Annotated in this window: 9 protein-coding genes and 1 pseudogene; 3 read left to right on the top strand and 7 right to left on the bottom strand. The window is 72.9% G+C overall.

Annotated elements, in window-relative coordinates; translation table 11 throughout:
- Nucleotides 1-16: 16 nt before the first annotated feature.
- Genes ABZ070_RS08470 through ABZ070_RS08460 form a run of 3 tightly spaced genes read right to left on the bottom strand, consistent with a single transcriptional unit; the run spans nt 17 to nt 3068 of the window.
- Nucleotides 17-895: an ABC transporter ATP-binding protein gene (locus tag ABZ070_RS08470; protein ID WP_356631331.1), complete on the bottom strand. Its 879-nt coding sequence runs from the start codon at nt 893-895 to the stop codon at nt 17-19.
- Complete coding sequence (locus ABZ070_RS08465; protein ID WP_356631329.1) at nt 892-1995, bottom strand: iron chelate uptake ABC transporter family permease subunit; 1104 nt, start codon at nt 1993-1995, stop codon at nt 892-894. Before ABZ070_RS08465 ends, ABZ070_RS08470 begins: the two co-directional genes overlap by 4 nt.
- A complete protein-coding gene (locus tag ABZ070_RS08460) occupies nt 1992-3068 on the bottom strand; it encodes an iron chelate uptake ABC transporter family permease subunit (RefSeq protein ID WP_356631327.1) in 1077 nt (358 codons plus the stop codon). Before ABZ070_RS08460 ends, ABZ070_RS08465 begins: the two co-directional genes overlap by 4 nt.
- 265 nt (nt 3069-3333) lie before the next feature.
- Between ABZ070_RS08460 and ABZ070_RS08455 the strand changes: the two genes are divergently transcribed.
- Together ABZ070_RS08455 and ABZ070_RS08450 are read left to right on the top strand one after the other, a co-directional pair.
- Nucleotides 3334-5031, top strand: coding sequence for an ABC transporter ATP-binding protein (locus ABZ070_RS08455; protein ID WP_356631325.1), 1698 nt, complete (start codon nt 3334-3336; stop codon nt 5029-5031).
- A gap of 56 nt (nt 5032-5087) precedes the next feature.
- Nucleotides 5088-6887, top strand: coding sequence for an ABC transporter ATP-binding protein (locus ABZ070_RS08450; protein WP_356631323.1), 1800 nt, complete (start codon nt 5088-5090; stop codon nt 6885-6887).
- A 78-nt stretch (nt 6888-6965) separates the two neighbouring features.
- Here ABZ070_RS08450 and ABZ070_RS08445 read toward each other — a convergent pair.
- Together ABZ070_RS08445 and ABZ070_RS08440 are read right to left on the bottom strand one after the other, a co-directional pair.
- Nucleotides 6966-7176 (bottom strand): annotated as a pseudogene (locus ABZ070_RS08445) (ABC transporter ATP-binding protein); the annotation flags it as partial.
- Between the two features lie 123 nt (nt 7177-7299).
- A complete protein-coding gene (locus ABZ070_RS08440) occupies nt 7300-11364 on the bottom strand; it encodes a hypothetical protein (RefSeq protein WP_356631321.1) in 4065 nt (1354 codons plus the stop codon).
- Between the two features lie 201 nt (nt 11365-11565).
- Between ABZ070_RS08440 and ABZ070_RS08435 the strand changes: the two genes are divergently transcribed.
- A complete protein-coding gene (locus tag ABZ070_RS08435) occupies nt 11566-12096 on the top strand; it encodes a hypothetical protein (protein ID WP_356631319.1) in 531 nt (176 codons plus the stop codon).
- Between the two features lie 129 nt (nt 12097-12225).
- On the opposite strand, the gene ABZ070_RS08430 is transcribed toward ABZ070_RS08435, so the two are convergent.
- Both ABZ070_RS08430 and ABZ070_RS08425 read right to left on the bottom strand, forming a co-directional pair.
- Nucleotides 12226-12435 carry an MbtH family protein gene (locus ABZ070_RS08430; protein WP_356631317.1) on the bottom strand — a complete coding sequence of 70 codons (210 nt, stop codon included), beginning with the start codon at nt 12433-12435 and terminating at the stop codon, nt 12226-12228.
- Nucleotides 12436-12441: 6 nt separating this feature from the next.
- Nucleotides 12442-26676, bottom strand: a complete 14235-nt coding sequence (locus ABZ070_RS08425) for an amino acid adenylation domain-containing protein (RefSeq protein ID WP_356631315.1) — start codon at nt 26674-26676, stop codon at nt 12442-12444.
- Between the last annotated feature and the right edge of the window lie 228 nt (nt 26677-26904).

Genomic DNA, 26904 nt, shown 5'->3' with positions numbered 1-26904 from the left:
GGCAGTCCGTCCGTCCCTAGGAGGTTTCGGCGAGCACGGCGTCGGCAGCCGGGTCCATCCTGCCGCCCGTGCCGGCGTCCGGCTCGAACCGCTTGGGGGCGGCCGGAATCATCAGGGGGGTGCCGGTCTCGGGGTCGTCGATGATCCGGCAGGGCAGGCCGAAAACGTCCTCGACGAGCTCGGCGGTCATGACGGTGGCCGGGTCGCCCTGCGCGGCGATGACCCCGCCGGGCCGCATCACGACGAGGTGAGTGGCGTAGCGGCACGCCTGGTTGAGGTCGTGCAGGACCGCCACGACGGTGTGGCCCTTGCGGGCGTGCAGTTCGGCGCACAGGTCGAGCACCTCGACCTGGTGGGCGATGTCGAGGTAGGTGGTGGGTTCGTCCAGCAGAAGGATGGAGGTCTGCTGCGCCAGCACCATCGACAGCCAGACGCGCTGCCGTTGACCGCCGGAGAGGTCGTCCACGGGCCGGTCGGCGAGTTCGAGCACCCCGGTCTGGCGCATCGCCTCGACGACGGCCGACTCGTCCTCCGCGGACCACTGCTTCAGCAGCCGCTGGTGCGGGTACCGGCCCCGGGCCACGAGGTCGCCGACCGTGATACCGCCGGGCGCGCTGGAGGACTGCGGGAGCAGACCGAGCCGGCGGGCGACCTCACGGGAGCGGTACGAGGCGATGGCGGCGCCGTCGAGGTAGACCTGCCCGGCCTTGGGCTTGAGCATCCGCGCCAGCGCCGTCAGCAGCGTGGACTTGCCGCAGGCGTTCGGACCGATGATCACCGTGAAGGAGTGGTCGGGGATGTCGACGCTCAGGGAGGTGGCCACCGTCCGCTGGTCGTAGGCCAGCGTGAGGTCGTCGGCGCGCAGCCGGGGCTGCGGGGATGTCGTTCCAGTCATGCGCGGCTCTTTCGCGACTCGGTGATCAGCAGCCAGATGAGGTACAGCCCGCCGACGGCGCCGGTCGCCGTGCCAACCGGGAGGAGGGCGGGTGCGAAGACCCGCTGCACGACGAGGTCGCTCGTGGCGAGCAGGACGGCGCCCATGAGGGCGGACGGCAGCAGCGCGGGTCCGGACGATCCGGTGAGTCTGCGGACCACTTGGGGAGCGGCCAGGGCGATGAACCAGATGGGGCCCGTGACGGCGGTGGCGAACGCGGCGAGTGCGACGCTGATGACGAGGAGGACCGTTCGGGTGCGCCCCACGTTGACACCGAGCGCCATGGCGGTGGTGTCCCCCATCTCCACCATGGAGAGGCGGCGGGAGAGGAGAAAGGCGGGCGGCAGCAGGACGGCGAGGGCGAGACCGATGGCGTTGGCGTGCATCCACAGCCGGTTCCCCAGGCTGCCGATCAGCCATGCCTGGGCCTCCTGTGCTTCCTGGAAGGTCGCCCGGGTGATCAGGTACGAGTTGGCGGCGAGCAGCAGGGCGCTGACGCCGATTCCGATGACGACCAGCCGGAAGCCCTGCAGCCCACGGCCGATCAGGAGCAGGTGGACGGCGAGGGCCGTGAGGAGGCCGCCGATCAGCGCGCCGAGCGCGATCTGGGTCATGCTGCCGTGCAGCACGATGATGACGACGAGCGCGCCGACGGCGGAGCCGTTGGTGAACCCGATGATGTCGGGGCTGCCGAGCGAGTTGCGGGTGAGGCTCTGCAGGATCGCCCCGCTCACCGCGAGGGCCGCGCCGACGAACACCGCGGTCAGGATCCGCGGCATGCGCAGGGTGGTGACGACGAAGTCGGCGGCTGCGGAGCCGTTGCCGGTCAGCGCCTGGAGGACTTCCGTGACGGTGAGCGGGAAGTCGCCGGTGGTCAGGGTGATGCCCATGACGAGGACGAGCGAGACGAGCAGCAGGACGGTCACGGCGACGGTCCGGCCCTGCACGCGCAGCGAGACGCCGCCCGCTGCGGTGCGCAGGACGCGGCCACTGATGACGCGGGGGGCGGGGGTGTGCGCGGATCCGGGCACGGAGGTCTTCCCCTCCTGTACGGCGCTCACAGCATGACCAGCTTCCGACGGCGGCACAGTGCAAGGAACAAGGGGGCGCCGATGAACGCGGTGACGATGCCGACCTGTACCTCGCCCGGAGCTCCGAGCACGCGGCCCAGCACGTCCGAGCCGATGAGCAGGACCGGCGCGAGCAGCATCGAGTACGCGAACACCCAGCGCTGATCGGCTCCGGCGACGAACCGGGCGATGTGCGGAACGGCCAGGCCCACAAAGCTGATCGGTCCGACGGCGGCGGTCGCGGCGCCGCACAGCAGCATCACGGCGACTGCCGCCAGCACACGGGTACGGCCGACGTTCACGCCCAGGGCGCGCCCCATTTGGTCACCCATGGCAAGGGCGTTGAGGGACGGCGCGAGCAGGAAGGCGACGATCAGGCCGAAGGCGACGAACGGCAGGACGAGGAGCACGATGTCGTAGTACCGGCCCGCGAGAGAACCCACGGTCCAGAAGCGGAACTGGTCGAACGCTTCCGGATCGAACAGCAGCACGCCCCAGTTGAAGGCGTACAGCACCGCGGTCACGGCCGCTCCGGCGACCACGAGCCGGTCGGGTGTGGCCAGTTTCCGCCCGGAGGAGCCGAGGAGATAGACGCCGACCGACGCTGCGGCGGCCCCGGCGAGGGCGAACCACACGTAGCCGAGGGGCGCGGCCACGCCCAGGAAGGCGATGGCCACGACGACGCCCGAGGAGGCGCCCAGGTTCACTCCGAGCAGTCCGGGGTCGGCGAGCGGATTGCGTGTCAGGGCCTGCATCAGGGCGCCCGACAGTCCGAGGGCCACGCCGACGAGGAGGCCGAGGAGGGTACGGGGGATCCGGTAGTCGTGGACGATGACGGAGGCTTCCGACCCGTCGGACTGCCACAGGAGGTCCCACGTCGCGGCGAACGGAATCCCTCTGGTGCCCACCCAGACACTGATCAGTGAGACGAGGGCGAGTGCGCCGAGCGTGACGAGCAGCCCGAGACCGCGCAGGGCCACCACGGACGGGCGCGCCGTGGACACGGCGGGCTCGACGGGGCCACGGGTCTCGTTTCCGGACGCCGCCTGGGCTTCGACGGACAACGACCACTCCCCTGGCGGCGGTTTCGAGTGCCCCGCGCAGCGCGCGAGGCGTTGAACACTGGCATGCGGCAGGCGACATGACAGACGAACAGCGTAACTTAGGTGAGCCTAACCGTATGGCCATGGCGGGGTCAACGCGGCGATGCGACCTGCGTCGACACCCGCCGGACGGGCCGCCGCCGGGACCCCGCGCGCACCCTTGGCACCAGCCCCAATTAAGGTAGGCTTACCTAACTATCCAGCCCTTTCCCTGTGGAGGCGCCGCATGCCCGCTGGAGGACCAACGGGGGGCCATGTCCTCCGCAGAGCGCTCGCCGATCAGCGCCGCCGTGTCGTCGGGGCGTCGGTCCTCGGCATGGCGCACCAGGCGTGCGAGGCCCTCGTCCCGGTCGTCATCGGTCTGGTCATCGACGAGGCGGTGGCGACCGGTTCCTCGGGGGCCCTTCTGCGCTGGCTGCTGGTGCTCGCCGGTCTCTTCTTCGTGCTCTCCACGTGCTACCGGAACTCCGCGCGGCTCACCGAGGGTGCGGGAGAAGGCGCCGCGCACCGGATCCGGCAGGACCTGGCGGCCCGAGTGCTCGACCCGCGGGGCGGCGCCGACACCGGCCGGCTGCCCGGCGCGCTGACCGCCGTCGCGACCGGCGACGCCCGACGCGTCGGCTCCGTCGCCTCCGCGCTGCCGTACGCGCTGTCCGCGATCGCCGGACTGGCCATCAGCGCGGTGGCGCTGCTCCGGATTTCCGTTCCGCTCGGCCTGACCGTCCTCCTCGGCGTCCCGCCCCTGTTGTTGATCGGCCACCTCATCAGCCGCCCGCTGGAACGGCGCAGCGAGGCCGAGCAGGAGCACGCGGCCCACGCGTCCGGGGTCGCCGCGGACCTGGTCGCCGGACTGCGCGTGCTGAAGGGCATCGGCGCCGAGCCGGCGGCGGTCTCCCGCTACCGGGAGACGAGCCGGAGCTCTCTGGCCGCCGCCCTGCGAGCGGCCGGCAGCCGGGCCTGGCACGACGGCGCGATCCTCGCCCTGACAGGCATCTTCATCGCGGTCATCGGACTCGTCGGCGCCCATCTGGCGATGCGCGGCACCATCAGCGTGGGTGACCTGGTCGCGGCCGTCGGCCTCGCCCAGTACCTCCTCGGTCCGTTCCAGCTCCTCACCTATGTCAACGGCGAGTTCGCCCAGGGCCGTGCCTCCGCCGACCGGATCGCCGAGGTCCTCGCTTCGCCTCCCGCCGTCGCGGCCGGAACGGCCACGCTGCCCGAGCCACTCGTGGGGCGGCTGCGGCTGCGGGGCGTCACCCAGGGCGCGCTGCACGGCGTCGACCTCGACATCGCCCCCGGCAGCGTCGTCGGCGTGGTCGCCCGTGACCCGGCCGCCGCGAACGACCTGCTCCTGTGCCTGGGCCGCGAAGTCGACCCGGCCGCAGGCACCGTGGAACTCGACGGCGTACCACTGAGCGACCTCGACCCCGGGGACGCCCGCCGCACGATCCTGGTCGCCCACCACGACGCCGACCTGTTCGAGGACAGCCTCCTCGCCAACGTACGTGCCGGAGCGGACAACGACGGGGCCGACATGAAGGCGGCGCTGGCCGCCTCGGCGGCGGACGACGTCGCCCAGGCGCTGCCCAAGGGAGTGGACACCCTCCTCACCGAACGCGGCCGGTCGCTCTCCGGGGGCCAGCGCCAACGCGTCGCCCTCGCCCGGGCCCTGGCCGCCGACCCGCCGGTCCTCGTCGTCCACGACCCGACCACCGCCGTCGACACCGTCACCGAGGCCCGCATCGCGGCCCGGCTGCGCGACCTGCGCCGGGGCCGCACGACGGTCCTGGTGACCACCAGCCCCGCCCTGCTCGCCGGCACCGACGTCGTGGTCATGCTCGACGACGGCCGGGTGGCCGCCGAGGGCAGCCATCCCGAGCTGGTCGGTGCCCACGAGAGCTACCGCTCGGCGGTGCTGGCATGACGGCCTCTCAGAACGTAGACCCGCAGGACCGACACGAGAAGGACGACGGACGGACGATGAGCGGACCCGGCACGCCCGAACGCGAGCTTCTGCCCACCGCCACCGGCGCCCAGACCCTCGCCGTCGTCCGGGAGCTGCTCCGGCGTCACCGGCTGCTCACGGTGGGCGCGGTGACCGTACTGGTCGTCGGCACGGGCATCGGCCTGCTGACCGCCCCGCTGCTCGGCCGCATCGTGGACCTCGTCGTGGACGAACGCGGCGCGGCCGCGCTGACCGTGCCCATGGTGCTTCTCCTGGCGGTCGCCGTCGCCAGGGGCGTCGCGACCGCGATCGGCAAGTCCCTTGTCGCCAGGCTCGGCGAGACGGTCCTCGCGGACCTGCGTGAACGGTTCATCGCGCGGGCGCTGCGGCTGCCGCTCGAACGGGTCGAGCAGGCCGGTTCGGGCGACCTGACATCGCGTGTGACGGGCGACGTGACACTGATCGCGAAGGCGGTACGGCAGGCGCTGCCCGAGTTCGCCGGCGCCTTTCTCACCATCGTGCTCACGCTGGTGGGTCTCACCGTCCTCGACTGGCGCTTCCTGCTCGCCGTCCTGATCGCCGTCCCCGTCCACGTCCTCACGGTGCGGTGGTACATCCCGCGCGCCGCGAGCATCTACGCCGCGCACCGGGTGGCGACCGGCGCTCTGCAGCACCAGCTGCTCGACAGCGTCGGCGGAGTCCGCACGGTTCGGGCGTTCCGGCTGAACGGCCGGCACGCAGAGCTGCTCGAGCAGCGGTCGCAGGCGGCCGTCGACCTGGCGGCGCGAGGCATGCGTCTCGTCTCGGGCTTCTTCTCCCGCCTGAACATCGCCGAGTTCATCGGCATGACGTCGATCCTCGTCACCGGATTCCTCCTGGTCGACAGCAACTCGGTGAGCATCGGTACGGCAACCGCCGCGGCGCTCTACTTCCACGGCCTGTTCAACCCGATCAACGCGGCGCTCTTCCTCATCGACGACGCCCAGTCCGCCGGGGCGAGCCTCGCCCGTCTCGTCGGCGTGTCGAGCCTCCCGGCCGAACGGGAGCCCGACGGGCGGGCCGCCGCGCCCGTGGACGGCTCGGTCAAGGTGAAGGACCTCGGCCACGCGTACGTGGACGGCCACCCCGTGCTTCGGGCGGTGGACCTGGAGGTGCGGGACGGCGAACGCGTGGCCCTGGTCGGCGCCAGCGGCGCGGGGAAGACCACACTGGCGAAGCTGATCGCGGGTGTCCACGACCCGGCGTCCGGAACCATCGCCCTGGGCGGCGTGGACTCCCGGGAGCTGGGCCCGGCCGGGGTCCGGCAGGCGGTCACCCTCATCAGCCAGGAGGTCCACGTCTTCGCCGGCCCCCTGTCCGAGGACCTGCGACTGGCCCGGCCCCAGGCGACGGACGAGGAACTGCGCGCCGCGCTGGCCCATGTCGACGCCCTCCACTGGGTCGACGCACTGCCCGACGGCCTGGCCACGGTCGTGGGCGAGGGCGGCCACCGCCTCACGGTCACCCAGGCCCAGCACTTGGCCCTCGCCCGTCTTGTCCTCGCCGACCCGCCCATCGCGATCCTGGACGAGGCCACCGCGGACGCCGGCAGCGCGGGCGCCCGCGTGCTGGAGACCGCCGCCCTGCGCGCCTTGGAGGGCCGCACGGGCCTGATGGTCGCGCACCGCCTCCCTCAGGCGGCGACCGCGGACCGCGTTGTCGTCCTGGACCAGGGCCGCGTCGTCGAGACGGGCACCCACGACGAACTCGTCGCGGCGGGCGGCCGCTACGCCGAACTCTGGTCGGCCTGGTCCGACAGCCGCCGGGAGCCGGCGGTGCCGGCGGTGCCGGCGTAGCGCCGAGGGCGCCCTTCGAAGTTCCCGTCCACCCTGCACAGGGGTGCACGGGGACTTCGACATGGTGGCCTACCCACGGACGTACCCGCCGAGCGCGCCGATCCCCGCGTTGGCGGGACCAGGGCCGACATCAGCAGCAGAGCGCCGGGATGGGACGGTCGTCGGAGAGCGCGTCGATGAGGTACTTGGCCACCAGCGGCAGCGCGAGCCCGGTGGCCCCGATGACCAGCGAAAGGACCGCGCCGCCGAGCAGCGTCCAGCGGTGCGGCCGGACGTGTCCGAGGAGCATCCGCCACACGGGCGTGTCGGGTTCCGTGAGTGGGGTGGACCCTGTCGTGGTGGCCACGCTTGGTGCCTCTGTACCGGCCGGCGTCAACATCAGACGCGTCGCCGCGGTCGAAGGCTGAGCCGGTCAGGCCCCGCGGCCCTCCCACGCCCGCGTGAAGAGCGTGGGCAGGGGCGTCGAGGGCACCGACGCCAGATGCGTCGTCGACCGGTGCTCCCTGGCCAGCGGCAGCAGCCCGAGCTTCGCCACCTCGATCGGGAGACGCGGAGGCTTCCGCTTCTGCCAGGCACCCGGCAGGAAGAGCGAGCGACCCGCTCGCGCCCGCACCGCGCGCAGCACACGGCCCGAGGCGCCCAGTTCGGTCTCGGCGGCCTTGAAACGGGGGGTCTTCCACCCGGTCCACGCCTTGACGTTCCGGTCCGTCGGGTCCGGCAGGGCGAGCAGCATCAGGTAGAGCGCCGCGGCGTCCTCGCTTAGCCCGTACGCCGTGGCGCACTCCTCGACGAGATGCGGCACCGAGCACGCCGGGTTCTGCTCCCAGCCCGGGGACCGGTCCCCGTCGGTGGCGAGGTGCTCCCCGAGTGCCGCGAAGTCGTCGCTCAGCAGGAGCCTCAGGTCCGCGAGGGTGGGCAGCCCGGACGAGGTGGGCAGCCACTGGGAGGGCAGTACGGAGTCGAGGTACGCGTCGAGGGTGTCCAGGAGCGGATCGTCGGCCCCCTTGAGCGCTGCCTGGTCCACGCGGAGATGGCGTATGTCGTACACCGGGTCCTCCTCCTCCGTGACCGCCGGGTGGGCTGCGATTCCCTCGGTCGAAGGAGGCGGGCCCATCAGGTAGTTGCTCTGGAGGGAGAAGAGGGTGCGTGCGCCGGGGACCGCCGCCTCCTCGCGCAGTCGGGCGATCGCCGCGCCCACCGCCGGGCGCAGCGGATCGCCCGCCGGCGTGCGGTACGCGAGCCAGGCGGCCGTCCTCGGGAGCGCCAGCACCTGGGGTTCACCCAGCAGGGGCGAACGGTGGGTGTCAAGACAGTGCGCCCCGGTCGCGACGCGGCCGATGAGGGCCGGCAGTCGCAGGTGGGGCCACCAGGCCCGGGCGTCCCGGGTGTGCACGCGATGGAGGGCCCGCTCTCCCTGGGGCGGGAGCGTCTCCTTGGCGGCGAGGGGCAGCACGGTCTCGGGGACGGGCAGGGGCGCGCCCAGCTCCCGTACCCACCATGCGGCGGCGCGGTCGACGTCGGGGCCGGTGGTCCACAGCTGCTCGGGGTCGTCGGGAAGGAGCTTGTCGTAGAGCGTCGTGACGAGCCGGGGGTCGAGCGTCGACCGCAGCGCGCCGACCGCCTCTTCCGCGTCCTTCCACCGGATCTTCCAGGGCTCCAGATCGGCCCGGGGGTGACGGGAGAGGTACCCCTCCTCGTCCTCCAGCTGGTGCGGCGCGCAGGGGACGTGTGCCATCAGCAGCACGGTGGCCTCCGCCGGCGTGAGGCCGAGCCGCTGCGCGAAGGTCTCCGCGAGCTCCGGGCGGGCGGGGGCAGGCCCGTGCTCGCGGTACAGCTCGGCGAAGCGTCCGAACCAGCTGCTGGGGCGGACCGGCTCGAGGACATGGGCGCGCGTGAGCTTCAGGCCCGCGGGAGCCAGCGGGCCTTCCTCGGCGAAGGAGCCGTCGGGGGCGTACTCCCACAGCATCCGGTGGGACTTGCCGCCCCCAAGGACGACGGTGACGGACGACTCCGTGCGGAACACCTTGCTGGGGGGAGGCAGTGTGATGTCCGTGCGGTCCTCGGGCACCTCGCACCGGCCGAGCCGCCATCGGCCCGGTTCGCCGATGACGACGGGGTGGGCAGCGTACGCCAGCAGCTGCCGGCCCGCCCGGTCCCCCACCTTGGAGGAGACGGCGCACAGGGCGATCGGCGCGGCGCAGGCGTGCGTGATGCGGAAGCTTTTGTCACGGGGAAGGTTGTCCAGCGCGGTGCTGGGCTGCGCCAGATCGCCTCCCCAGACGGTGGTGCCGTGCTCGGCGAGGCGCACGAGCCGACGGCTCATCCGGATGTCGGGATGGTCCGGCTCGTCGGTCTCCGCAGCGGGCGCGGTCGTCGGACCGGTCTCGTCGGGGGTGAGGCGGCGGACCAGCCGCTCAAGACCATCACGGCAGTTGGCCGCCATGACCAAGGCGCGGGCGGCCAGGCTGTGCATCGGTTCGCCCAGCTGAGGCAGCGTTTCCAGGATCGGCCCCCGGTTGACGCCTCGTACACCGTCGGCGTCGACGTGGTACGGCTCGAGCCTGCCCACCAGCTCCTCCACCTCCTCACGTGAGACGGTGTCGGGCAGCTCGGCCATCAGCAGCGGCATGACGTCCACGGCCGCGAACTCAGCGGCGGCCTCCGCGTCCTTGAGGAGCAGATCGGTCGCCACGCCCACGTGGGCGTATCGGCCGAGCAGCAGGATCAGCTCCTCGAAGTCGACCCCGGCGCGCAGCTTCGCCCGCTCCCTGGTGGACCAGGCGCGGATCTCCTCGTGGCCGATCTCGTTGTCGAAGAGCGTGGGGATCTGGTCCCAGCCCTTGGTCGACTGCGGCTGGTACCAGCTGTTGGTCGCCTGGCTCCTGGTGGTCATCTCCAGGTCGGCGCGCACGCGCGCCCTCAGTTCGTGGGCGAAGCGGGCGTCCGCGCGCAGGTGCTCCAGCTTAGGCCGGCGGTCGAGGTGGAGGTGGTACAACTCCGACGGGCCGAGGAGCTCGGGTGGGTCGGCGACGGGGGCGCCGTGCTCGAGGAGCAGGTCGATGAGGTCGAGGGGGGTCCGTCGGTCGGTCCGCCGGTCGAAGGTGTCGTAATGGAACTCCACGGGGACGCCGTCGGCGGCCAGCCGTGGCGCGATCCTCTCGGCGATCTCGTGCATGACCCGCCAGGGACCCGTGTGCTTGCTGTTCGACGCGACGCACGCGGACAGCCACGCGGCTGCCTCGCCCGTGGGCAGGCCGTCGGTCTCCCCCGTGAGAAGGGCCAGCGCGCCGGTGCGTTCGAGCAGTTCCCGCCAGAGCCCGGCGTTCCCACCGTAGCGGCTGGGCCGCAGCTTCAGGACCTGGCGCACCGCCTCGGGGGCGTGGTCGCCGAGGAGGTCCATGGCCGAGCCCTTGAAGCACTCGGCCCAGAACTTGTCGTCGGACAACGAGACGGCGCCGGCCGCGAACACCTCCCCGAGCAGCGTGGCCACTTCCCTCTCGGGTTCGAGGCCGGCGGCCCTGGCGATCTTGCGGACGTCGGTGGGCAGCTGCGGATACAACTCCCCCGAGGCCCGGACGCGGCGGATGACCACCCGGCGGAAGTCGGTGAGGGACGCCGCCGTCGCCGCTCCCTTGACGGCCAGCTCGCGGGCCCAGGCACGCAGGACCGTGGCGGAGAGGGCCTTGCCCTCGGCGTACGCGAGGTAGCGGCCCACCAGCCACTCCCGGTCGACCTTGCGCGCCTGCGTCCGCTCGGCCGTGCGGGCGCGGCCGAACCAGGCGGCGGCGGTCGGCTGCTCGCCCTTTCCAAGGGCCAGGTCGGCCATCTCGTCGAGGAGGGTGACCAGCAGCGCAGGAGCCGACTCCTCCAGCTCCTGCAGGATCACGTCGACATCCGACTTGAAGACGAACCTCCACCCGCTCGTGCGTTCCCGCAGGGCGACGAGCTTCTGGGCGGTCAGGTCCTCCCAGCCCGGGTGCGCGGCGATCACCCGCTCGGGGAACGGCAGCTTCCCGTCGGAGGTGTCGGGGATGCCCGTGGAGAAGCAGCCGTCCGGCTCCCACTCGTCCTCGCGCATCAGGCGGTCGCGGTGCGGGACGAGTTGCTCGGGAAGCAGCAGGGTCTGCGTGCGCCCGTCGAACCCGGTGTACGTCCGCGCCCACAGGCCGCCGTCGCCCAGTTCGTCGGCGAGGTCGACGGCCTCCGACTCCAGGGCTTCTCGCCAGAGCGGATCGGCGTCGGCCACTGCGCGGGGCACACGCGTCCCGGCCTGCGCCCACACGCGCGCCTGCTCCCGGCACACCTCACGCTGCTTCTTCAGCTGCGTCCAGGTCGTGAGCAGCCGGCCGAGCCCGGGAGTTCCGGAGAGGGGTTCGGGGACGTTCTTCAGCTTCCGCCCCTGCGGGTTGCGGTAGACGACGTCCAGGTCGTCCGTCAGTTCCGCGGTGTAGCCGTTCTTCTCGACACGCGTGCCCATGCGCCGCTCTCCCCCGTGCTGTTGATCGACACCCCCCACGCTACGCGGCGTCACTGACATCGCCGCCCCACATCGCCGCCCCACCTCCCCCGCACCGCTCCGGCGGGAACTTCCCAGCTGCTTCGCACGTTCCGGTGGGCGATCCGATTGTTTGGTGCAGGGAACAACGACGGCACGGTCGTCGGGGGAAGTGAGCAACCGATGGCCATGGTGGGCCTGTTCTGGATTGCCGAAGGCGATGTGTATGTGGGCGCGAAGCCGACGGGTTCGGCTCCCGGGGTCCGGCTGACCCCCGAGGGAGTGCTCGCCCTCGGCGACGGGCAGGCCGGCCTGCACCTGTGGGAGGACGTACGGGCCCTCACGATGGCGGCGGTTCCCGTGAAGACCCTGAAGCGGCAGATCGGCGCGGTCACGGAGATGGCGCTGGACACGGTGGTGAACTTCGCGATGCCGGGCGGTCCGGGACCGTCCGGCGGCGGCCCGGCGCTGATGACGCTGCGGGTGGAGTCACCGGGCGGTGAGAAGGAGTTGTCGGTCTACGCGGCCGCTGCCGTGGGCTACACCCCGGCGGAGGCCGACCTCTCCCAGGCGCTCCTGTCCCGTCTCACGGACGGCGCCGCGACGATGGCCACCACGCTGGCCGCGATGTCGGAGTGGGGCCGCACGTGGGAGGAGGGCTCGTCGCCTCGGGCCGCCGAGCGGGAGGAGCTGCTGCGGACGTGGGTGGGCTAGCGCCCCCCGAAGGCACCCGAGCCCCCAAGCCCTCGAGCGCCCGACCCCAAGGCACGAAAGCCCCAAGGCACGACGCCGCCGCCGGCCGTGGAGCAGTTCTCCACGGGCGGCGGCGTCTCGCGGTGTGCGTCAGCCCTGCTGGGCGACCAGGCTCGCCGGGCGCAGGTCCGTCCAGTGCTCCTCGACGTAGGCGAGGCAGGCCTCGCGGGTGTCCTCACCGAAGGCGGTCCGCCATCCGGCGGGAACCTCCGCGAAGGACGGCCACAGCGAGTGCTGGTTCTCGTCGTTGACCAGGACCAGGAAGCGGCCCTGCGGGTCCTCGAACGGGTTGGTGGTCATTCGGTGTCACTTCCTTGTCGACAGTGCAGTCATGGCGGTGAACAGCTCCGAGAGCGGCTGTTCGGGGTCGGCTGCCGCGGAGCGCAGCAGCCTCTGGAGTTCGTCGGCGAGCCGCCGTGCCTTGGCGGTGCCGAGCAGTTCGGTCGCGTGGATCAGGCCGCAGTGGACCGGGCCGTCGCCGCGCGGTTCGTAGAAGCTGAGGGTCAGCTGCGCCCGCGTCGAGCCGGTCGGTACGGCGTCGAGGGAGCCGACGCCGCCCTCGAGCTGCTCCAGATCCGCCTGCTCATGGTGGATCACCATGACCTGCGGGCCCTCGGGAGGCAGTCCGGTCGCCCGGACGACCTCCTCGAACGGGACCTCCTGGCGGTCCAGGGCGCTGAGCGTGGTCTCCCGCACCCGGGACAGCAGTTCCGCGAACGTCGGGTCCCCCGCCGAGTCGGTGCGCAGGACGACCGTGTTGAAGAAGCAGCCCACCAGGTCGGCCAGCTGGTCGTCCGTACGGCCCGCGACCATCGTACCGATGGGCAGGTCCGTGCCCGCTCCGTGGGCGGTGAGCAGCGCCGCCAGTGCGGAGTGCAGAACCATGAACATGCTGGTGCCGGTCGCCCGGGCCAGGTCGTCCATGGCCGCGTGCAGCTCCTCGTCGAGCACGAAGCCGACGTGGTCCGCGCCGGACGAGGACGAGCGCGGGCCGTCCGCCGGGAGTGCCAGTTCGGACGGTACGTCCTTCAACGCCTCCCGCCAGTAGGCGAGCTGCCGGCCGCCGCGGCTGTCCGGGTCGCCCAGGTCGCCGAGGATTTCGCGGGCCCAGTGAGCGTAGTCCGTGTACGAGACCGGCAGCGGCTGCCACTCGGGCATCCGGCCTTCCGTGCGGGCCGCGTACGCCGTCGTCAGGTCACGGAAGAGGGGCACGACCGACCATTCGTCGACCGCCAGGTAGTGCATGGTCAGGAGCAGTGCCTGCCGGCCCGCGGCCTCGGTCAGCAGGTGCGCCCCCAGGGGCGCCTCGCGGTCCGGCTTCGGTGACCCGGCCGCGAGTTCCGCCAGCCGGGCCTCCAGGTCCTCGCACTTCTCCCGGGTCAGGGCGGGGGCGGCGGCGGGCCGGTGGTGGAGAACGCCGTCCCGTTCCGTGAACGCCGTGCGGAGCGGCTCGTGACGAGCAGCCACATCGGCGAGCGCGGCGGACAGGGCATTCGCGTCCAGACCGCCGGGAGAGCGCAGGACGAGCGCGTGGTCGAAGCCCGCGTGTCGGCGGTAGGTGTCCCACTGCCAGCGCTGGACCGGGGCCGCCGCCGACGGCTCCTGGCGGTTCTCCGCCGGGAGCAGTGCCGGGCGGGCGGTCGCCGCGCCCTTCAGCTTGCCCTCGATACCGGCGACCGTCAGTGCGTCGAAGACGTCCCGGATGCTCAGCTCGACCCCGAACTCGGCGCGGATACGGCCCAGGAGCCGCATCGAGGCCATGGAGTGGCCGCCGAGCGCGAAGAAGTTGTCGTGGATGCCGACCTTCTCCAGCTTGAGGATCTCGCAGAACAGCTCGGCGAGCCTGGCCTGCGTCCCGGTGGCCGGGAGCGCGTCTCCGGTCATCGCGGCCCAGTCCGGCGTGGGCAGTGCCTTGCGGTCCAGCTTCCCGTTGGGCGTCAGGGGCAGCGGGCCGTCCAGGGGCACGACGAGCGCCGGGACCATGTACTCGGGCAGGACACCGGCGACGTGGGTGCGCAGCTCCTGCGGGTCGAGCTCCCCGGCTTCCGGAACGGCGTAGCCGACCAGCCGGACGATGTCGCCGTCGCGGTCGGGCACCACGGCGGCCTGCGCGACCGACGGGTGTCCGGCGAGGGCCGCCTCGATCTCGCCCAGTTCGATGCGGAAGCCGCGCACCTTCACCTGGGTGTCGACGCGCCCGAGGAAGTCGAGGTTGCCGTCCGCGCGCCAGCGGGCGCGGTCACCGGTGCGGTACATCCGGCTGCCGGGCGGGCCGAACGGGTCGGCGACGAACCGCTCGGAGGTCAGCGCGGTCTTGCCGAGGTAGCCGCGTGCGAGGCCGCGTCCGGAGACGTACAGCTCGCCCGCGACACCCGGCGGGACCGGCCGCAGGTTCTCGTCAAGCACGTAGGCGCGGGTGTTGGGGTCGGGCCGGCCGATGGGCACCCGACCGGACGGGAGGCCCCCGTACTCGCGTGCGGGCCACAGCGTGGAGTTGACCGTCGCCTCGGTGAGCCCGTAGGCGCAGATCAGGTGTGCCGTGGCGCCGAACCGCTCGAACAGGTCCGGCGGGACGGTCTCCGTGCCGACCAGGACGGTCGACCCCTCGGGCAGCTCGCAGCCCGGCGGCAGGGCCGACACGAGCGACGGCGGAAGGATCATGTGGGTGATCCGCTGGTCCGCGAGGAAGTCGGTGAGCGCCGGGCCGGCGACCCTCGCCTCGTCCGTGATGAGGACGAGCCGGCCGCCGTGGCACAGCGCCATCGACAGTTCGAAGGCGAAGACGTCGAAGCCGATAGACGCGAACTGCAGGACGTGGCTGTCGTGTTCCAGGCCCATGCGGTCGACGGCTGTGGCCACCAGGCTGGCGATGCCCTCGTGCGGGACCACCACGCCCTTGGGGCGGCCCGTCGAGCCGGACGTGTAGATGACGTACGCGGCCTGGTCCAGGTCGACCTGCTCGCTCCCGAGCGCGGTCTCCGGCAGGGCGTCCAGCTCGGCGGCCACCGAGGGCTCGTCGAGCAGCACCACCGATACGTCCGCCACCGCCGGGATCTTCCCCGCGACCGGCTCGGTGCCGACCACGAGAGCCGCCCGCGAGTCCTCGATCATGTAGGTGAGACGTTCGGCCGGGTGGACCAGGTCGAGGGGCAGGAACGCGGCGCCCAGCTTGAGCGCGGCGAGCACGGTGGCGACCATGTCGGCCGAACGGGGAACGGCGACACCGACGACGCTCTCGGCGCCCACGCCGCGCGCGGCCAGCAGCCTGGCGACACGGTTGGCCCGGGCGTCGAGCTGCGCGTACGTCATGGAGCGGGCGCGGTCGACGACGGCGACCGCGTCGGGCCGCTCGGCGAGGCGCCGCGCGAACAGCGCCGGGAACGACGCCTCTTCGACATGGCGGGAGGTGTCGTTGAAGCCCTCGAGGACCAGCTGCCGCTCGTCGTCGCCGAGGATCTCCGCCTGCGAGACGGGCCGCTCGGGTGCGGCGACGAGGGCGGCGACGAGCGCCGTGAGGCGGTCGCCGAGTCGTTCGGCGGTGTCGTGGTCGAACAGCTCCGTGGCGAACTCCAGACGGCAGTTCAGGGAGCCCTCGCCGCCGTCGGCCGGTGTGTGCTCGGTGAAGCTGAACACCAGGTCGAACTTGGCGGAGCGGATCCGGAACGGTACGTAGTCGGCGCGGAGGCCGGGCAGTTCCAGTCCGTCGCCCGTACGGGCGTGGTAGCCGACCATCACCTGGAACAACGGGTTCCGGGACAGTGAGCGCGTCGGGTTGAGCTTCTCCACCACCGACTCGAACGGCACGTCCGCGTGCGAGAACGCGGCCAGATCGGTCTCCCGGACCCGGGCGAGAAGCTCGGTGAAGCTCGGGTCGCCGCTCAGGTCGGTGCGCAGCACCAGCGTGTTGACGAAGAAGCCGACCAGGTCGTCGAGCGCTTCGTCGCCGCGCCCCGCGATGGGGGAGCCGAGGGGGATGTCGGTTCCGGCGCCCATGCGGTGCAGCAGGGCGGCCACGGCCGCGTGCACCACCATGAACATGCTGGCCCCGGTCTCGCGGGCGAGCCGCTTCAGCCCTTCGTGGACGTCGGCATCGAAGGCGATGTCCAGTTCGGCGCCGGAGAACGCCGGCCGTGCCGGACGCGGACGGTCCGTGGGCAGCTCCAGCTCCTCGGGGGCGCCGTCCAGCGCCGTACGCCAGTACTCCAGTTGCCGGGCGGCCAGGCTGTCCGCGTCCGCCGGGTCGCCGAGGAGGCGCTGCTGCCACAGCGCGTAGTCGGCGTACTGGACGGGCAGCGGCTCCCAGTCGGGTGCGGCACCGGAGATCCGGGCGGAGTACGCGGTGGCGAGGTCGCGGAGGAACGGGCGGTCCGACCACTCGTCGGTGGTGATGTGGTGCAGCAGCAGGACGACGACGTGTTCCTCCGGCGCCAGCTCCACGACCGTGGCGCGCAGCGGCAGTTCGGTGGCGAGGTCGAACGGCCGGTTGATGGCCGCGTCGACGAGGGCAGGCACCTCGTCCTCGGTGGCGCGCAGCCGCTCCACCGCGGGCCGCGCCTCTTCGGTGGGCAGTACGCGCTGGATCGCCTGCCCTTCCGGCTCCACGAACACCGTCCGCAGGGCCTCGTGGCGACTCGTCACATCGGCCAGCGCCGCCGTCCACGCGTCGACGTCGAGGGCTCCGCGCAGCCGCATGACCAGCGGGAAGTTGTAGGCGGCGGAGGTGCACTCGATCTGCTGGATGACCCACAGTCGCTGCTGGGCGTGCGAGAGCGGCAGCTCGTCGGGCCGCTCACCGGCGGTCAGCGCCGGCCGGGCGGCGCCGCCGGAGCGGGCCGCGCGCTCGACCAGCTCCGCGACGGTCGGCGCCTCGAAGAGGTCGCGGATCGCGAGTTCGGCGTCGAGGGCGGTGCGGGCACGGCTGACGAGACGGGTGGCCAGCAGCGAGTGGCCACCCAGTTCGAAGAAGTCGCTGTCGATGCCGACGCTGCCCTCCGGCAGGCCGAGCACCTCCGCGAAGAGGGCGCAGAGCGTCTCCTCCCGCGGGGTGCGAGGAGCGCGGCTCGTACCCGCTCCGGCGAAGTCGGGGGCGGGCAGGGCCCGGACGTCCAGCTTGCCGTTGACGGTGAGCGGCAGGGTGTCCACGGCGACGAGCGCGGACGGGACCATGTAGTCCGGCAGCCCGGCCTTCAGGTGGTCGCGCAGCCGCTGGAGCAGCTCCTCCCCCGCCTCGGTACCGTCCTGTGGCGCGAAGTAGCCGACGAGACGCTTGGTGCCGGTGCTCTCGTTGACGACGACGGCCGCGTGGGCGACGTCGGGGTGCGAGGACAGGGCGGTGGATATCTCGCCCAGCTCGATCCGGTAGCCGCGGATCTTCACCTGGTCGTCGGTGCGGCCCAGGAAGTCGAGCAGGCCGTCGGGCCGCTGCCGTACGAGGTCACCGGTGCGGTACATCCGCTCTCCCGGCTCGCCGAAGGGGTCGGCGACGAACCGCTCGGCGCTCAGTCCGGGACGGTCGTGGTAACCGCGGGCCAGGCCGGTGCCGGCGATGTACAGCTCACCGGGGCAGCCCGGCGGAACGGGGCGCAGCATCGCGTCCAGGACGTAGCCGCGGGTGTTGCGGATGGGCATCCCGACCGTGGAGGTCGCGCTGTCCGTCGTCGAGCCGCCGAGGGTGTTGATCGTGTACTCGGTCGGTCCGTACAGGTTGTAGCCGTAGGTGCCTTCGGTGCGGCGCAGCTTCGTCCACACCGTGTCGGAGACGGCCTCGCCGCCGAGCAGGACCAGCGCCGGACGGTGCTTCCCTGCCGTCTCGTCGCTCTCGAGAAGGCCCTCCTCGATGAGGAGCTGGGCGTAGGTGGGGGTCACGTTGACCACGTCGACCCGGTGCCGGTCGCAGTAGGCGACCAGCGCCTCGGCGTCGCGGCGCAGCTCCTCGTCGCAGACGTGGACCTCGTGGCCCTCGACGAGCCAGAGCAGCTCCTCCCACGACATGTCGAAGGCGAAGGACACGGTGTGCGCGATGCGCAGCCGCCGCCCGCCGGCCGAGGCGATGGCCGGGTCGAAGATCTCCTTCTGGTGGTTGAGCTGCATGTTCGTCAGTCCCCGGTAGGGGGTGACGACGCCCTTGGGCCTGCCGGTCGAGCCGGAGGTGTAGATGACGTACGCCGGGTACTCCAGGCGGTCCGCGACGTCGTGGGCGAACGCGGGCCGCTCGGCGTCGTTGATCTCCGCGCCGGGCAGGGCGGCCAGCTCGGCGGCCACCGCCTCGTCGTCGAGGAGCAGTTCGGGCGCCACGGCCCCTGCGTCGCCGCGCAGGGCCGGTGCGACGGCCGTGGTGGAGACCAGGCACAGCGGCCCGGTGTCCTCGACCATCAGCCGCAGCCGGTCGGCGGGGTGGTCCAGGTCCAGCGGCAGGTACGCGGCGCCGGTCCGCAGGACGGCGAACAGCGCGGCGACCATGTCGATGGAGCGGGGCAGCGCCAGGGCCACGACCTTCTCCGGTCCCGCGCCCCGGGCGAGGAGCAGGCGGGCGATCCGGTTGATGTGCGCGTCCAGTTCGGCGTACGTCAGGGCGCGCTCGCCGAAGACCAGCGCCACCGCGTCCGGGGTACGGGCGACCTGGGCGTTAAGCATGTCGGCGATGGTCTCGTTCGGCACGGGCTCGCGGCTGCCGGCCCATTCGGCACTCAGGGCGGCACGCTCCGGCGGCAGCAGCAGGTCCACGCCGACGGTCCGGGCCGAGGCGGCATCCGGAGCGGCGAGCATCTCCCCGAGTCGCTCGAGGACGGTCGTGAACCGGCCGAGGATCGTGGTCGCTGCCTCCGTGTCGAACAGGTCGGGCCGGGCCGCCAGGGTCACCCGCAGCCGGTTCTCGGGCGTGACGATCAGGGTCAGCGGGAAATGTGTGCCGTCCACGTTCGACATGTCGGTGATGCCGTGCCGCTGCCGGAGCGCCGTGGCGCGGTCCTCTCCGTCGGCGGAGCGGAGCACGAAGAGCGTGTCGAACAGGCGGCGGTGGCCGGTCTCCTGCTGGAGCGTGCCGAGGCCGACGTACTCGTACGGCATGACCGCGGCGCGCTCGGACTGCATGCGGCGCAGCAGGTCGATCAGCGGCTCGTCCGGCCTGAACGCGAGGCGTGCCGGGATGGTGTTGAGGAACATGCCGATGATGCCGGCGACGTTGGGCACGTCGGCGGGCCGTCCGGCGACGGCGGTGCCGAAGGCGACGTCGATGCGGCCGGTCATCGCGGAGAGGACAAGGCCCCAGGCGGCGTTGAGCAGCGTGTTCAGGGTGAGACCGTGCTGCCGGGCGAGCGCCCGCAGCCGGTCGCTGCTCTCCCGCGTCAGTACCGCGTCGTAGTCGGCGGGGATGACCGGGCCCGCGTCGCGGCCGGCCGGGGCGACGAGGGTCGGCTCGTCGAACCCGGCGAGCGCGCCGCGCCACGCGTCGACGGCCTGGGCAGTGTCCTGCTCGTCCAGCCAGGCCAGGAAGTCGCGGTAGGAGCCGGGGGCGGCCAGACCGGTGGTGTCGCCGGCCCGCTCGTACAGCGTGAACAGCTCCTCCAGGAACAGCCAGGCGGACCAGCCGTCCCACAGGATGAGGTGGTGGGTGACGACGAGCCGGTCGCGGCCGTCGCCGAGCCGGATCAGCTGGAGGCGGCACAGGGGCGGCGACGACAGGTCGAAGCGGCGTCGGCGGTCGGCGGCGAGAAGCTCGTCGACGCGTGCGCGCTGCTCGTCGGCGGGGAGCTCGGACAGGTCGGTCTCCACCACGGGGATCTCGGCGCCGTCCGCGATGAACTGCACGGGCCGGGGCAGGCCCTCGCTGGTGAATCCGGCGCGCAGGCCGGTGTTCCGTTCCAGGAGCGCCCGGCAGGCGGCGCGCAGCCGGTCGGCGTCCAGGCGGCGGTCGAAGTCCAGGGTTTCCTGCGACAGGTAGACGTCGAGCGCGTCACCCGCGTCGTAGGTGGCGTGGAAGTACATGCCCTCCTGGAGCGGGGAGAGCGGCCAGATGTCGGCGACCGGCAGCCCGGCGGCGGTCTCGACGCGGGCGGTCTCCTCCGGGGACAGCTCGAGGCCGCCGAGCGGTGCGGGGGCTTCGGGCTCGGCCGGCGCGCCGGCGGTCAGCTGGTCGAGCAGCGCCTTCAGGGCCGGGTCGACCGCGCCGCCGGACTGCGCCTGCGCGGCGAGCATCGCCTGGAGGGCTGCGGCGGCCTGCCCGGCCTCGGCGGCGGACACGGTGACACCGGCGGCGGGCGGCTCGGGAGCGGCCTGGGCGGCGGGCTCGTCCGGCACGCTCGCGGCAGCCGCGGCGAGCGCGGCGGGCGTACGGTGCTCGAACACATCGCGCGGGCTGATGGTCAGTCCCCTTTCACGGGCCCGGGTGGCGACGGCGATCGAGGTGAGGCTGTCGCCGCCGAGCATGAAAAAGTCGTCGTCGGCGCCGATCCCCGGCATGCCGAGGACGGCGGCGAATATCTCGCACAGGGCCCGCTCGCGCTCGTCGCGGGGCGCGCGTCCGCCTTCCCTGGGGGCGACGGACGGCGAGGGCAGGGCGTTCTGGTCGAGCTTGCCGCTGGGTGACAGGGGCAGTTCGTCGAGGGCCATGACGGCCGTCGGCACCATCGCCGCGGGCAGCGCCTCGGCGAGCGCCCCGTGAAGGGCTTCGGCGTCGAGGGCGGCACCGCTGCCGGGAACCGCGTAGCCGAGGAGCGTCCCGTCGCGGACGATCACGGCGGCGCGGGCGACACCCGGCAGGGCGGCCAGGACGGCCTCGATCTCGCCCAGTTCGACGCGGTTGCCGCGGATCTTGACCTGTCGGTCGGTGCGGCCGAGGTATTCGACGGCGCCGTCGGCGCGGCGCCTGACCAGGTCGCCGGTCCGGTACATGCGTGTGCCCGGCTCGCCGAACGGGTCGGCGACGAACCGCTCGGCGGTCAGGCCGTGCCGGTCGTGGTAGCCGCGGGCCAGCTGGACGCCGGCGAGGTACAGCTCGCCCGGAACGCCGTCCGGGACGGGGCGCAGGAAGGCGTCCAGCACGTATAGGCGGGTGTTCCACACGGGGCGGCCGATCGGCACGGCGAGCTCGGTCGCGCCCCCGTACGGGAAGTACGTGACGTCGACGGCAGCCTCGGTGGGGCCGTACAGGTTGTGCAGCGGCACGGGGCCGCGGCCGTGGCGGGACGTCAGGTCCGACCAGCGGCGCGCGTCCGGGCCGGTGAGTGCCTCACCGCTGCAGAACACCCGGCGCAGGCTCGCCGCCCAGTCCGGTGCGTCGGCGGCACCGTCCATCACCTGGACGAACGCGGCCAGCATCGACGGCACGAAGTGCATCGTCGTGATCCGCTCGGTGCGGATCAGGTCGGCGAGGTAGGCGGGGTCGCGGTGGCCGTCGGGCCGGGCGAGGACGACGGTCGCGCCCTCGACGAGGGCCCAGAAGAACTCCCAGACCGACACGTCGAAACTGGAGGGGGTCTTCTGCAGCACCCGGTCGTCGGCGGTGAGCCCGTACTCGCCCTGCATCCAGGCCAGCCGGTTGACGATGGCCCGGTGGGTGACGGCGACGCCCTTGGGACGCCCGGTGGAGCCGGAGGTGTAGATCAGGTACGCGGGGTGGTCCGGTCCCGCCGCCACGCGCGGCGCGTCGGGGACCTCCTCGTCATGGTCCACGACGACGTGTTCGAGGCCCGGCACGTCGGGCAGCCGTCCGGCGGAGTCGCCGTTGGTCACGACGGTACGGGCCCCCGAGTCGGCGAGCATGAACGCCACCCGGTCGGCGGGGTAGTCGAGGTCGACGGGCAGGTAGGCGGCACCCGCCTTGTGCACGCCGAGCAGCGCGACCATCAGCTCCGCCGAGCGGGGCACCGCGACCGCGACGAAGCGCTCCGGGCCGGCGCCGCGTGCCCGCAGGCGCCGGGCCAGTGCCTCGGCGCGCCGGTCGAGCTCGGCGTAGCTCAGGATGGTGTCCTCGAAGACGACGGCCGTGGCGTCGGGGGTCCGTGCCGCCTGTGCGGCGAAGAGCGAGGCGAGGGTGGCATCCGCGTCGGGCAGCGGGTGTGCCGTGGCGTTCAGCGCGGTGAGGTGCTCCTGCTCGCGGTCGGACAGCATCCCGAGCCGGGCGACCGGGCGGGTCGGGTCGGACACGAGGGTGCGCAGCAGCGCCTCGAACCGGTGGGCGGTCACCGCCACGGACAGCGCTTCGAGCCGGGCCGCGTCGTACTTGAACCGCAGCGACAGATGCGCGCCGCCGGGCTCGACGATCAGCGCGAGCGGGTAGTGCACGGCGTCGAACACCTCGGCGCCGGTGACGCGCAGCGCCTCCTGGTCGTGTCCGCCGGACAGGTCGCCGGAGGGGAAGTTCTCGAACACCACGAGTGTGTCGAAGAGTTCGCCGCCGCCCGCGATCCGCTGGATCTCGGCGAGCCCGAGGTGCTGGTGGTCCAGGAGGGCCGCGTGCTCGTCCTGGACGCGCCGCAGCAGCTCGGCGAGCGACTCGCCCGGCTGGAGGGTGACCCGGGCCGGCACGGTGTTGATGAACAGGCCCACGGCCGAGTCGAGGCCCTCGACCTCGGTGGTGCGTCCCGAGACGGTGGTGCCGAACACGACGTCCTGGCTGCCTGTCAGGCCGCCGAGGAGGACGGCCCAGGCGCCGTGCACGACGGTGCTGAGCGTAACGCCGTGGCTGCGGGCACAGGCGGTCAGGTCGGCGGTGAGCGACTCGGGCAGCCGGACGTCCACGTGCTCGGGCCTGGCGACCGGTGCGACCCGGCCGTCTCCCGTGCTGGGGGCGGGCAGTCGGGTGGGGCCTTCCAGACCGGCCAGCGCCTGCCGCCACGCGTCGCGGGCGGCGTCGCGGTCCCGGCCGGCCAGCCAGGACAGGTACGGCTGCGGGGCGGGCGGCTCGGGCAGTGTCTCGCCCTGGTAGGCGGCGGTCAGTTCGCGCAGCAGGACGGAGACCGACCAGCCGTCGGCGATGATGTGGTGGAGGGTGAGCAGCAGACGGTGGCGCTGCCCGTCCCGGATCAGGGTGGCCCGCATCAGAGGCGGCCGGGCGAGGTCGAAGCCCTCTGCGCGGTCCTGCCGCAGCAGGTCCTCCAGCGTGGTGCGGGCGGTGTCCGCCTCGCGCCACGGCAGGTCCGTCCGGTCGGGGATGCGCTGGACGACCTCGCCGCCGGGCAGCTGACGGAACGAGGCACGCAGCAGCGGGTGCCGGTCGAGCAGCAGTTGGAGCGCCCGGCGCAGCCGGTCCGGGTCGACGGTGCCCGTGAGGTCGAGAAGTTCCTGGACGACGTACAGGTCGCCGGCTTCCTGGTCGAACGCCGCGTGGAAGAAGAAACCTTCCTGGAGCGGGGAGACGGGCAGGGCGTCCTCGTCGAGGTGCACCTCGCGTGCGGCCGTCCGGGCCGCCGGCGCCTCGTCGACGCCGGTCCGACCCGCCGACCGCGCAAGCGCCGCCACGGTCCGCTGCCGGAAGACGTCACGCGGGGTGATCGCGAGCCCGGCCTCACGGGCGCGGTTGACCAGCTGCATTGCGACGATGCTGTCGCCGCCCAGTTCGAAGAAGCTGTCGTGGACGCCGACCGACGGCAGCCCGAGCACTTCGGCGAACAGCGCGGCGAGCGCGGTCTCGTCGGGGGTGGTGGGCGCGTCGCCGCCGGCCGTCGCGGTCCACTGCGGCTCCGGCAGGGCGCGGCTGTCCAGCTTGCCGTTGGGCGTCAGCGGGAGGGGCCCGTCGAGGCGTACGACGGCGGAGGGGACCATGTAGTCGGGCAGCGCCTCGGCGATCCGGGCGCGTGCCCCGGCCACGGAGGCGTCGGTGTCCGTACCGGTCTCGGGCACGACGTAGGCGACGAGCCGCTTGGCGCTCCGGTGGTCCTCGCGGACGAGGACGGCGGCCTGGGCGATGCCCGGGCAGGCCATGAAGGCGCTCTCGATCTCGCCGGGTTCGATGCGGTGGCCGCGGATCTTGATCTGGCCGTCGGCGCGTCCCAGGAACTCCAGGTTGCCGTCTTCGGTCCAGCGGACACGGTCACCCGTGCGGTACATCCGGGCGCCCGGCTCGGCGGCGTACGGGTCGGCGACGAAGCGCTCGGAGGTGAGCCCCGGCCTGCCCAGGTAGCCGCGGGCGAGGCCGCGTCCGGCGACGTACAGCTCGCCCTCGGTGCCGAGCGGCACGGGGCGGAGCGCGGAGTCGAGCACATAGGCACGGGTGTTGGGGTCGGGCTCGCCGATGGGCGCCGGTCCGGGCCGCTCGGCGGTGGCGATCCACAGGGTGGAGTTGACGGTGGCCTCGGTGAGGCCGTACGCGACGACGACCTGGAGCCGGCCGGCCCAGCGGGCGATGAGCTCACTGGGCACCGCCTCGGTGCCGACGATCAGCACGGCGCCGTCGGGCAGGTCGCAGTCCTGCGGCAGGGCCGAGACGAGGGACGGCGGCAGGATCATGTGGGTGGCGCGGTGGCGTGCGATGTAGTCCGTGAGGGCGGGCCCGGCGACGCGCCGCTCCGCGGGCACGACGATGACACGGCCGCCGACGCACAGCGACATGATCAGGTCCCAGACCGTCACGTCGAAGCCCACGGAGGCGAACTGGACGACGCGGCTGTCGGACGTGATGCCGATGCGGTCGGTGGCGGTGGCGATGAGGCTGCCGACGCCGTCGTGGGAGACCACGACGCCCTTGGGCCGGCCGGTGGACCCGGAGGTGTAGATGACGTACGCGGCCTGGCCGAGCGTGACGGGCAGGCCGAGGTCACAGGCGTCGAAGGCGGCGCACTCGGAGGTCACGGCCGGGGAGTCGAGCAGCAGCCGGCCGACGCCGGAGGCCTCGGGCAGTGCGTCGGACAGTTCTCGGGTGGTGATGACGGTGCGCGCCCCTGCGTCTTCCAGCATGTAGGCGATGCGGTCCTGCGGGTGGTCGGCGTCCAGGGGCAGGTAGGCGGCTCCCGCCTTCATGACCGCGAGCAGGGAGACCACGAGTTCGGGAGTGCGCGGCACGGCCACGCCGACGATGTCCTCGTGACCGACGCCGCGGGCGGCGAGGAGGCGGGCCAACCGGTTGGCCGCCGCGTTCAGTTCGGCGTACGTCAGCTCCCGGTCCTCACAGACCAGGGCGACGGAGTCGGGGTTGCGGTGTACCTGGCGCTCGAAGGCGGCGGGCCAGGACAGCTCGGCCGTCTCGCGCGGGGCCACCCCGAACTCGCCGAGGAGCCGCTCCCGCTCCGCGCCGGAGGTCAGCTCGATGTGGCCGACGGGACGGTGCAGGTCCTCGGCGAGTGCGTCCAGCAGCGCCAGGAAGCGGGTCTCGTGGGCGCGCAGGCTCTCCTCGTCGCACACGTCCGCGTCGGCGTCGACGTGGACCCGTATGCCGCGGCCTTCCCGGGTCTCGATGAAGCTGAGGGCCAGGTCGCTGACCGGGCCGAGCCAGACGGGGTCCAATTCGGTCTCGTGGTCCGAGAACCGCAGGTCCTCGGGACGGGGCAGGACGTTGACCGTCGGGCCGACCAGCTCGGACACGCCGTCGGCCAGGCCCAGTTCCCTGGCCAGGTCCTCGGCACGGTAGCGCCCGTGCGCGACCGCCTGGGCGACCGCCGCGCGGACGTCGGTCATGAGTTCGGCGCCGGTCGTGCCGGGGCGGACGGACAGCCGCAGGGGGACGATGTTGGACACCATGCCGGGGATGCCGGCCGACACGGCGTCCTGGCGTGCGGCGATCGGCAGGCCGAGGACGAGGTCCTGCTCACCGCTGACCCGGTGCAGGTAGGCGGCGACGGCGGCGATCAGCAGACGGGAGACCCGCATGCCCGCACTGTCCGCCGCGGCCCGCAGCCGTTCGAAGGAAGCGTCGGACAACTCCGACGTGCGTCGCAGCCGCCGCGTCATGGGCGAAGGTGCCCGCTCCACGAGGCGTACGGGCTCGGGACGGTCGGCCATGCGGGCCAGCCAGTAGGCGCGGTCCTCCTGGTGGCGATCCGAGGCGCGGTAGGCCTGGTCGGCGTCCACCAGGGCGGCGATCCGCCAGTCGGGGGCGGCCGGTGCCTGCTCGCCGGCGGAGTAGATCTCCCCGGCCCGGCGAGTGATGAGGGCGACGCCCATGCCGTCGGTGACGATGTGGTGGTAGCGCTGGTACCACGCGACATGGCTGTCCGACAGTCGCAGCAGGGCGTGGGCGAAGAGTGGGGACGCGCCGAGATCGGCGGGGCGGTCGCGCTCGGCGTCCATCCACTCGTCGGCGGCCCGCTCGGGGTCGGCGGCGCTTCGCAGGTCGACGACGGGGACGTCGAAGGAGACGGGAGCCGGCGTCTGCCGGGGGCCGCCGTCACCGGAGCCGACGCACACGTGCAGACTCTCGGCCTCCCCCACGGCCTGCCGTACCGAGGCGGCGAGACGGTCGAGGTCGACGTCGCCCAACAGGTCCAGGACGAACACGATGTTGTAGGCGGAGCTGTCCGGGTCGATCTGCTGGGCAAGCCAGATGCCGGTCTGCCCGCCCGTGACGGATATGCCGGAAGCGGACGTCCGGTCCGACTCGACGTCAAACATCGTTCGAATGGGCCTTTCCCTGGTGGTGCGTCAGTGAGGTGTGCCGCGGCATGGACCCGCTCCCGGCCGCGCGGAAAGGGCCGCCGTACGGGCGGGCGACAGGACGCGGCGAAGGAGGAACGGGGCGCAGACGGCGGGGCCCGCCCGTCCGCGTCGTTCTCGGGCGGACGGGCGGGAGCCGGTGTACCGGCGCTCAGGACCTGTCCGGGCGATCTTCTCGGGCCCTCA

It is taken from the genome of Streptomyces sp. NPDC006283, assembly GCF_040613325.1.
GTDB lineage: Bacteria > Actinomycetota > Actinomycetes > Streptomycetales > Streptomycetaceae > Streptomyces.
This window is presented reverse-complemented; position numbering and strand designations above follow the sequence as displayed.

Bases quoted from the DNA above. Each gene is read 5' to 3' on its own strand.
- ABZ070_RS08470 (WP_356631331.1), bottom strand. From the start codon at position 895: ATGACTGGAACGACATCCCCGCAGCCCCGGCTGCGCGCCGACGACCTC.
- ABZ070_RS08455 (WP_356631325.1), top strand. From the start codon at position 3,334: ATGCCCGCTGGAGGACCAACGGGGGGCCATGTCCTCCGCAGAGCGCTC.
- ABZ070_RS08450 (WP_356631323.1), top strand. From the start codon at position 5,088: ATGAGCGGACCCGGCACGCCCGAACGCGAGCTTCTGCCCACCGCCACC.
- ABZ070_RS08440 (WP_356631321.1), bottom strand. From the start codon at position 11,364: ATGGGCACGCGTGTCGAGAAGAACGGCTACACCGCGGAACTGACGGAC.
- ABZ070_RS08435 (WP_356631319.1), top strand. From the start codon at position 11,566: ATGGCCATGGTGGGCCTGTTCTGGATTGCCGAAGGCGATGTGTATGTG.
- ABZ070_RS08430 (WP_356631317.1), bottom strand. From the start codon at position 12,435: ATGACCACCAACCCGTTCGAGGACCCGCAGGGCCGCTTCCTGGTCCTG.
- ABZ070_RS08425 (WP_356631315.1), bottom strand. From the start codon at position 26,676: ATGTTTGACGTCGAGTCGGACCGGACGTCCGCTTCCGGCATATCCGTC.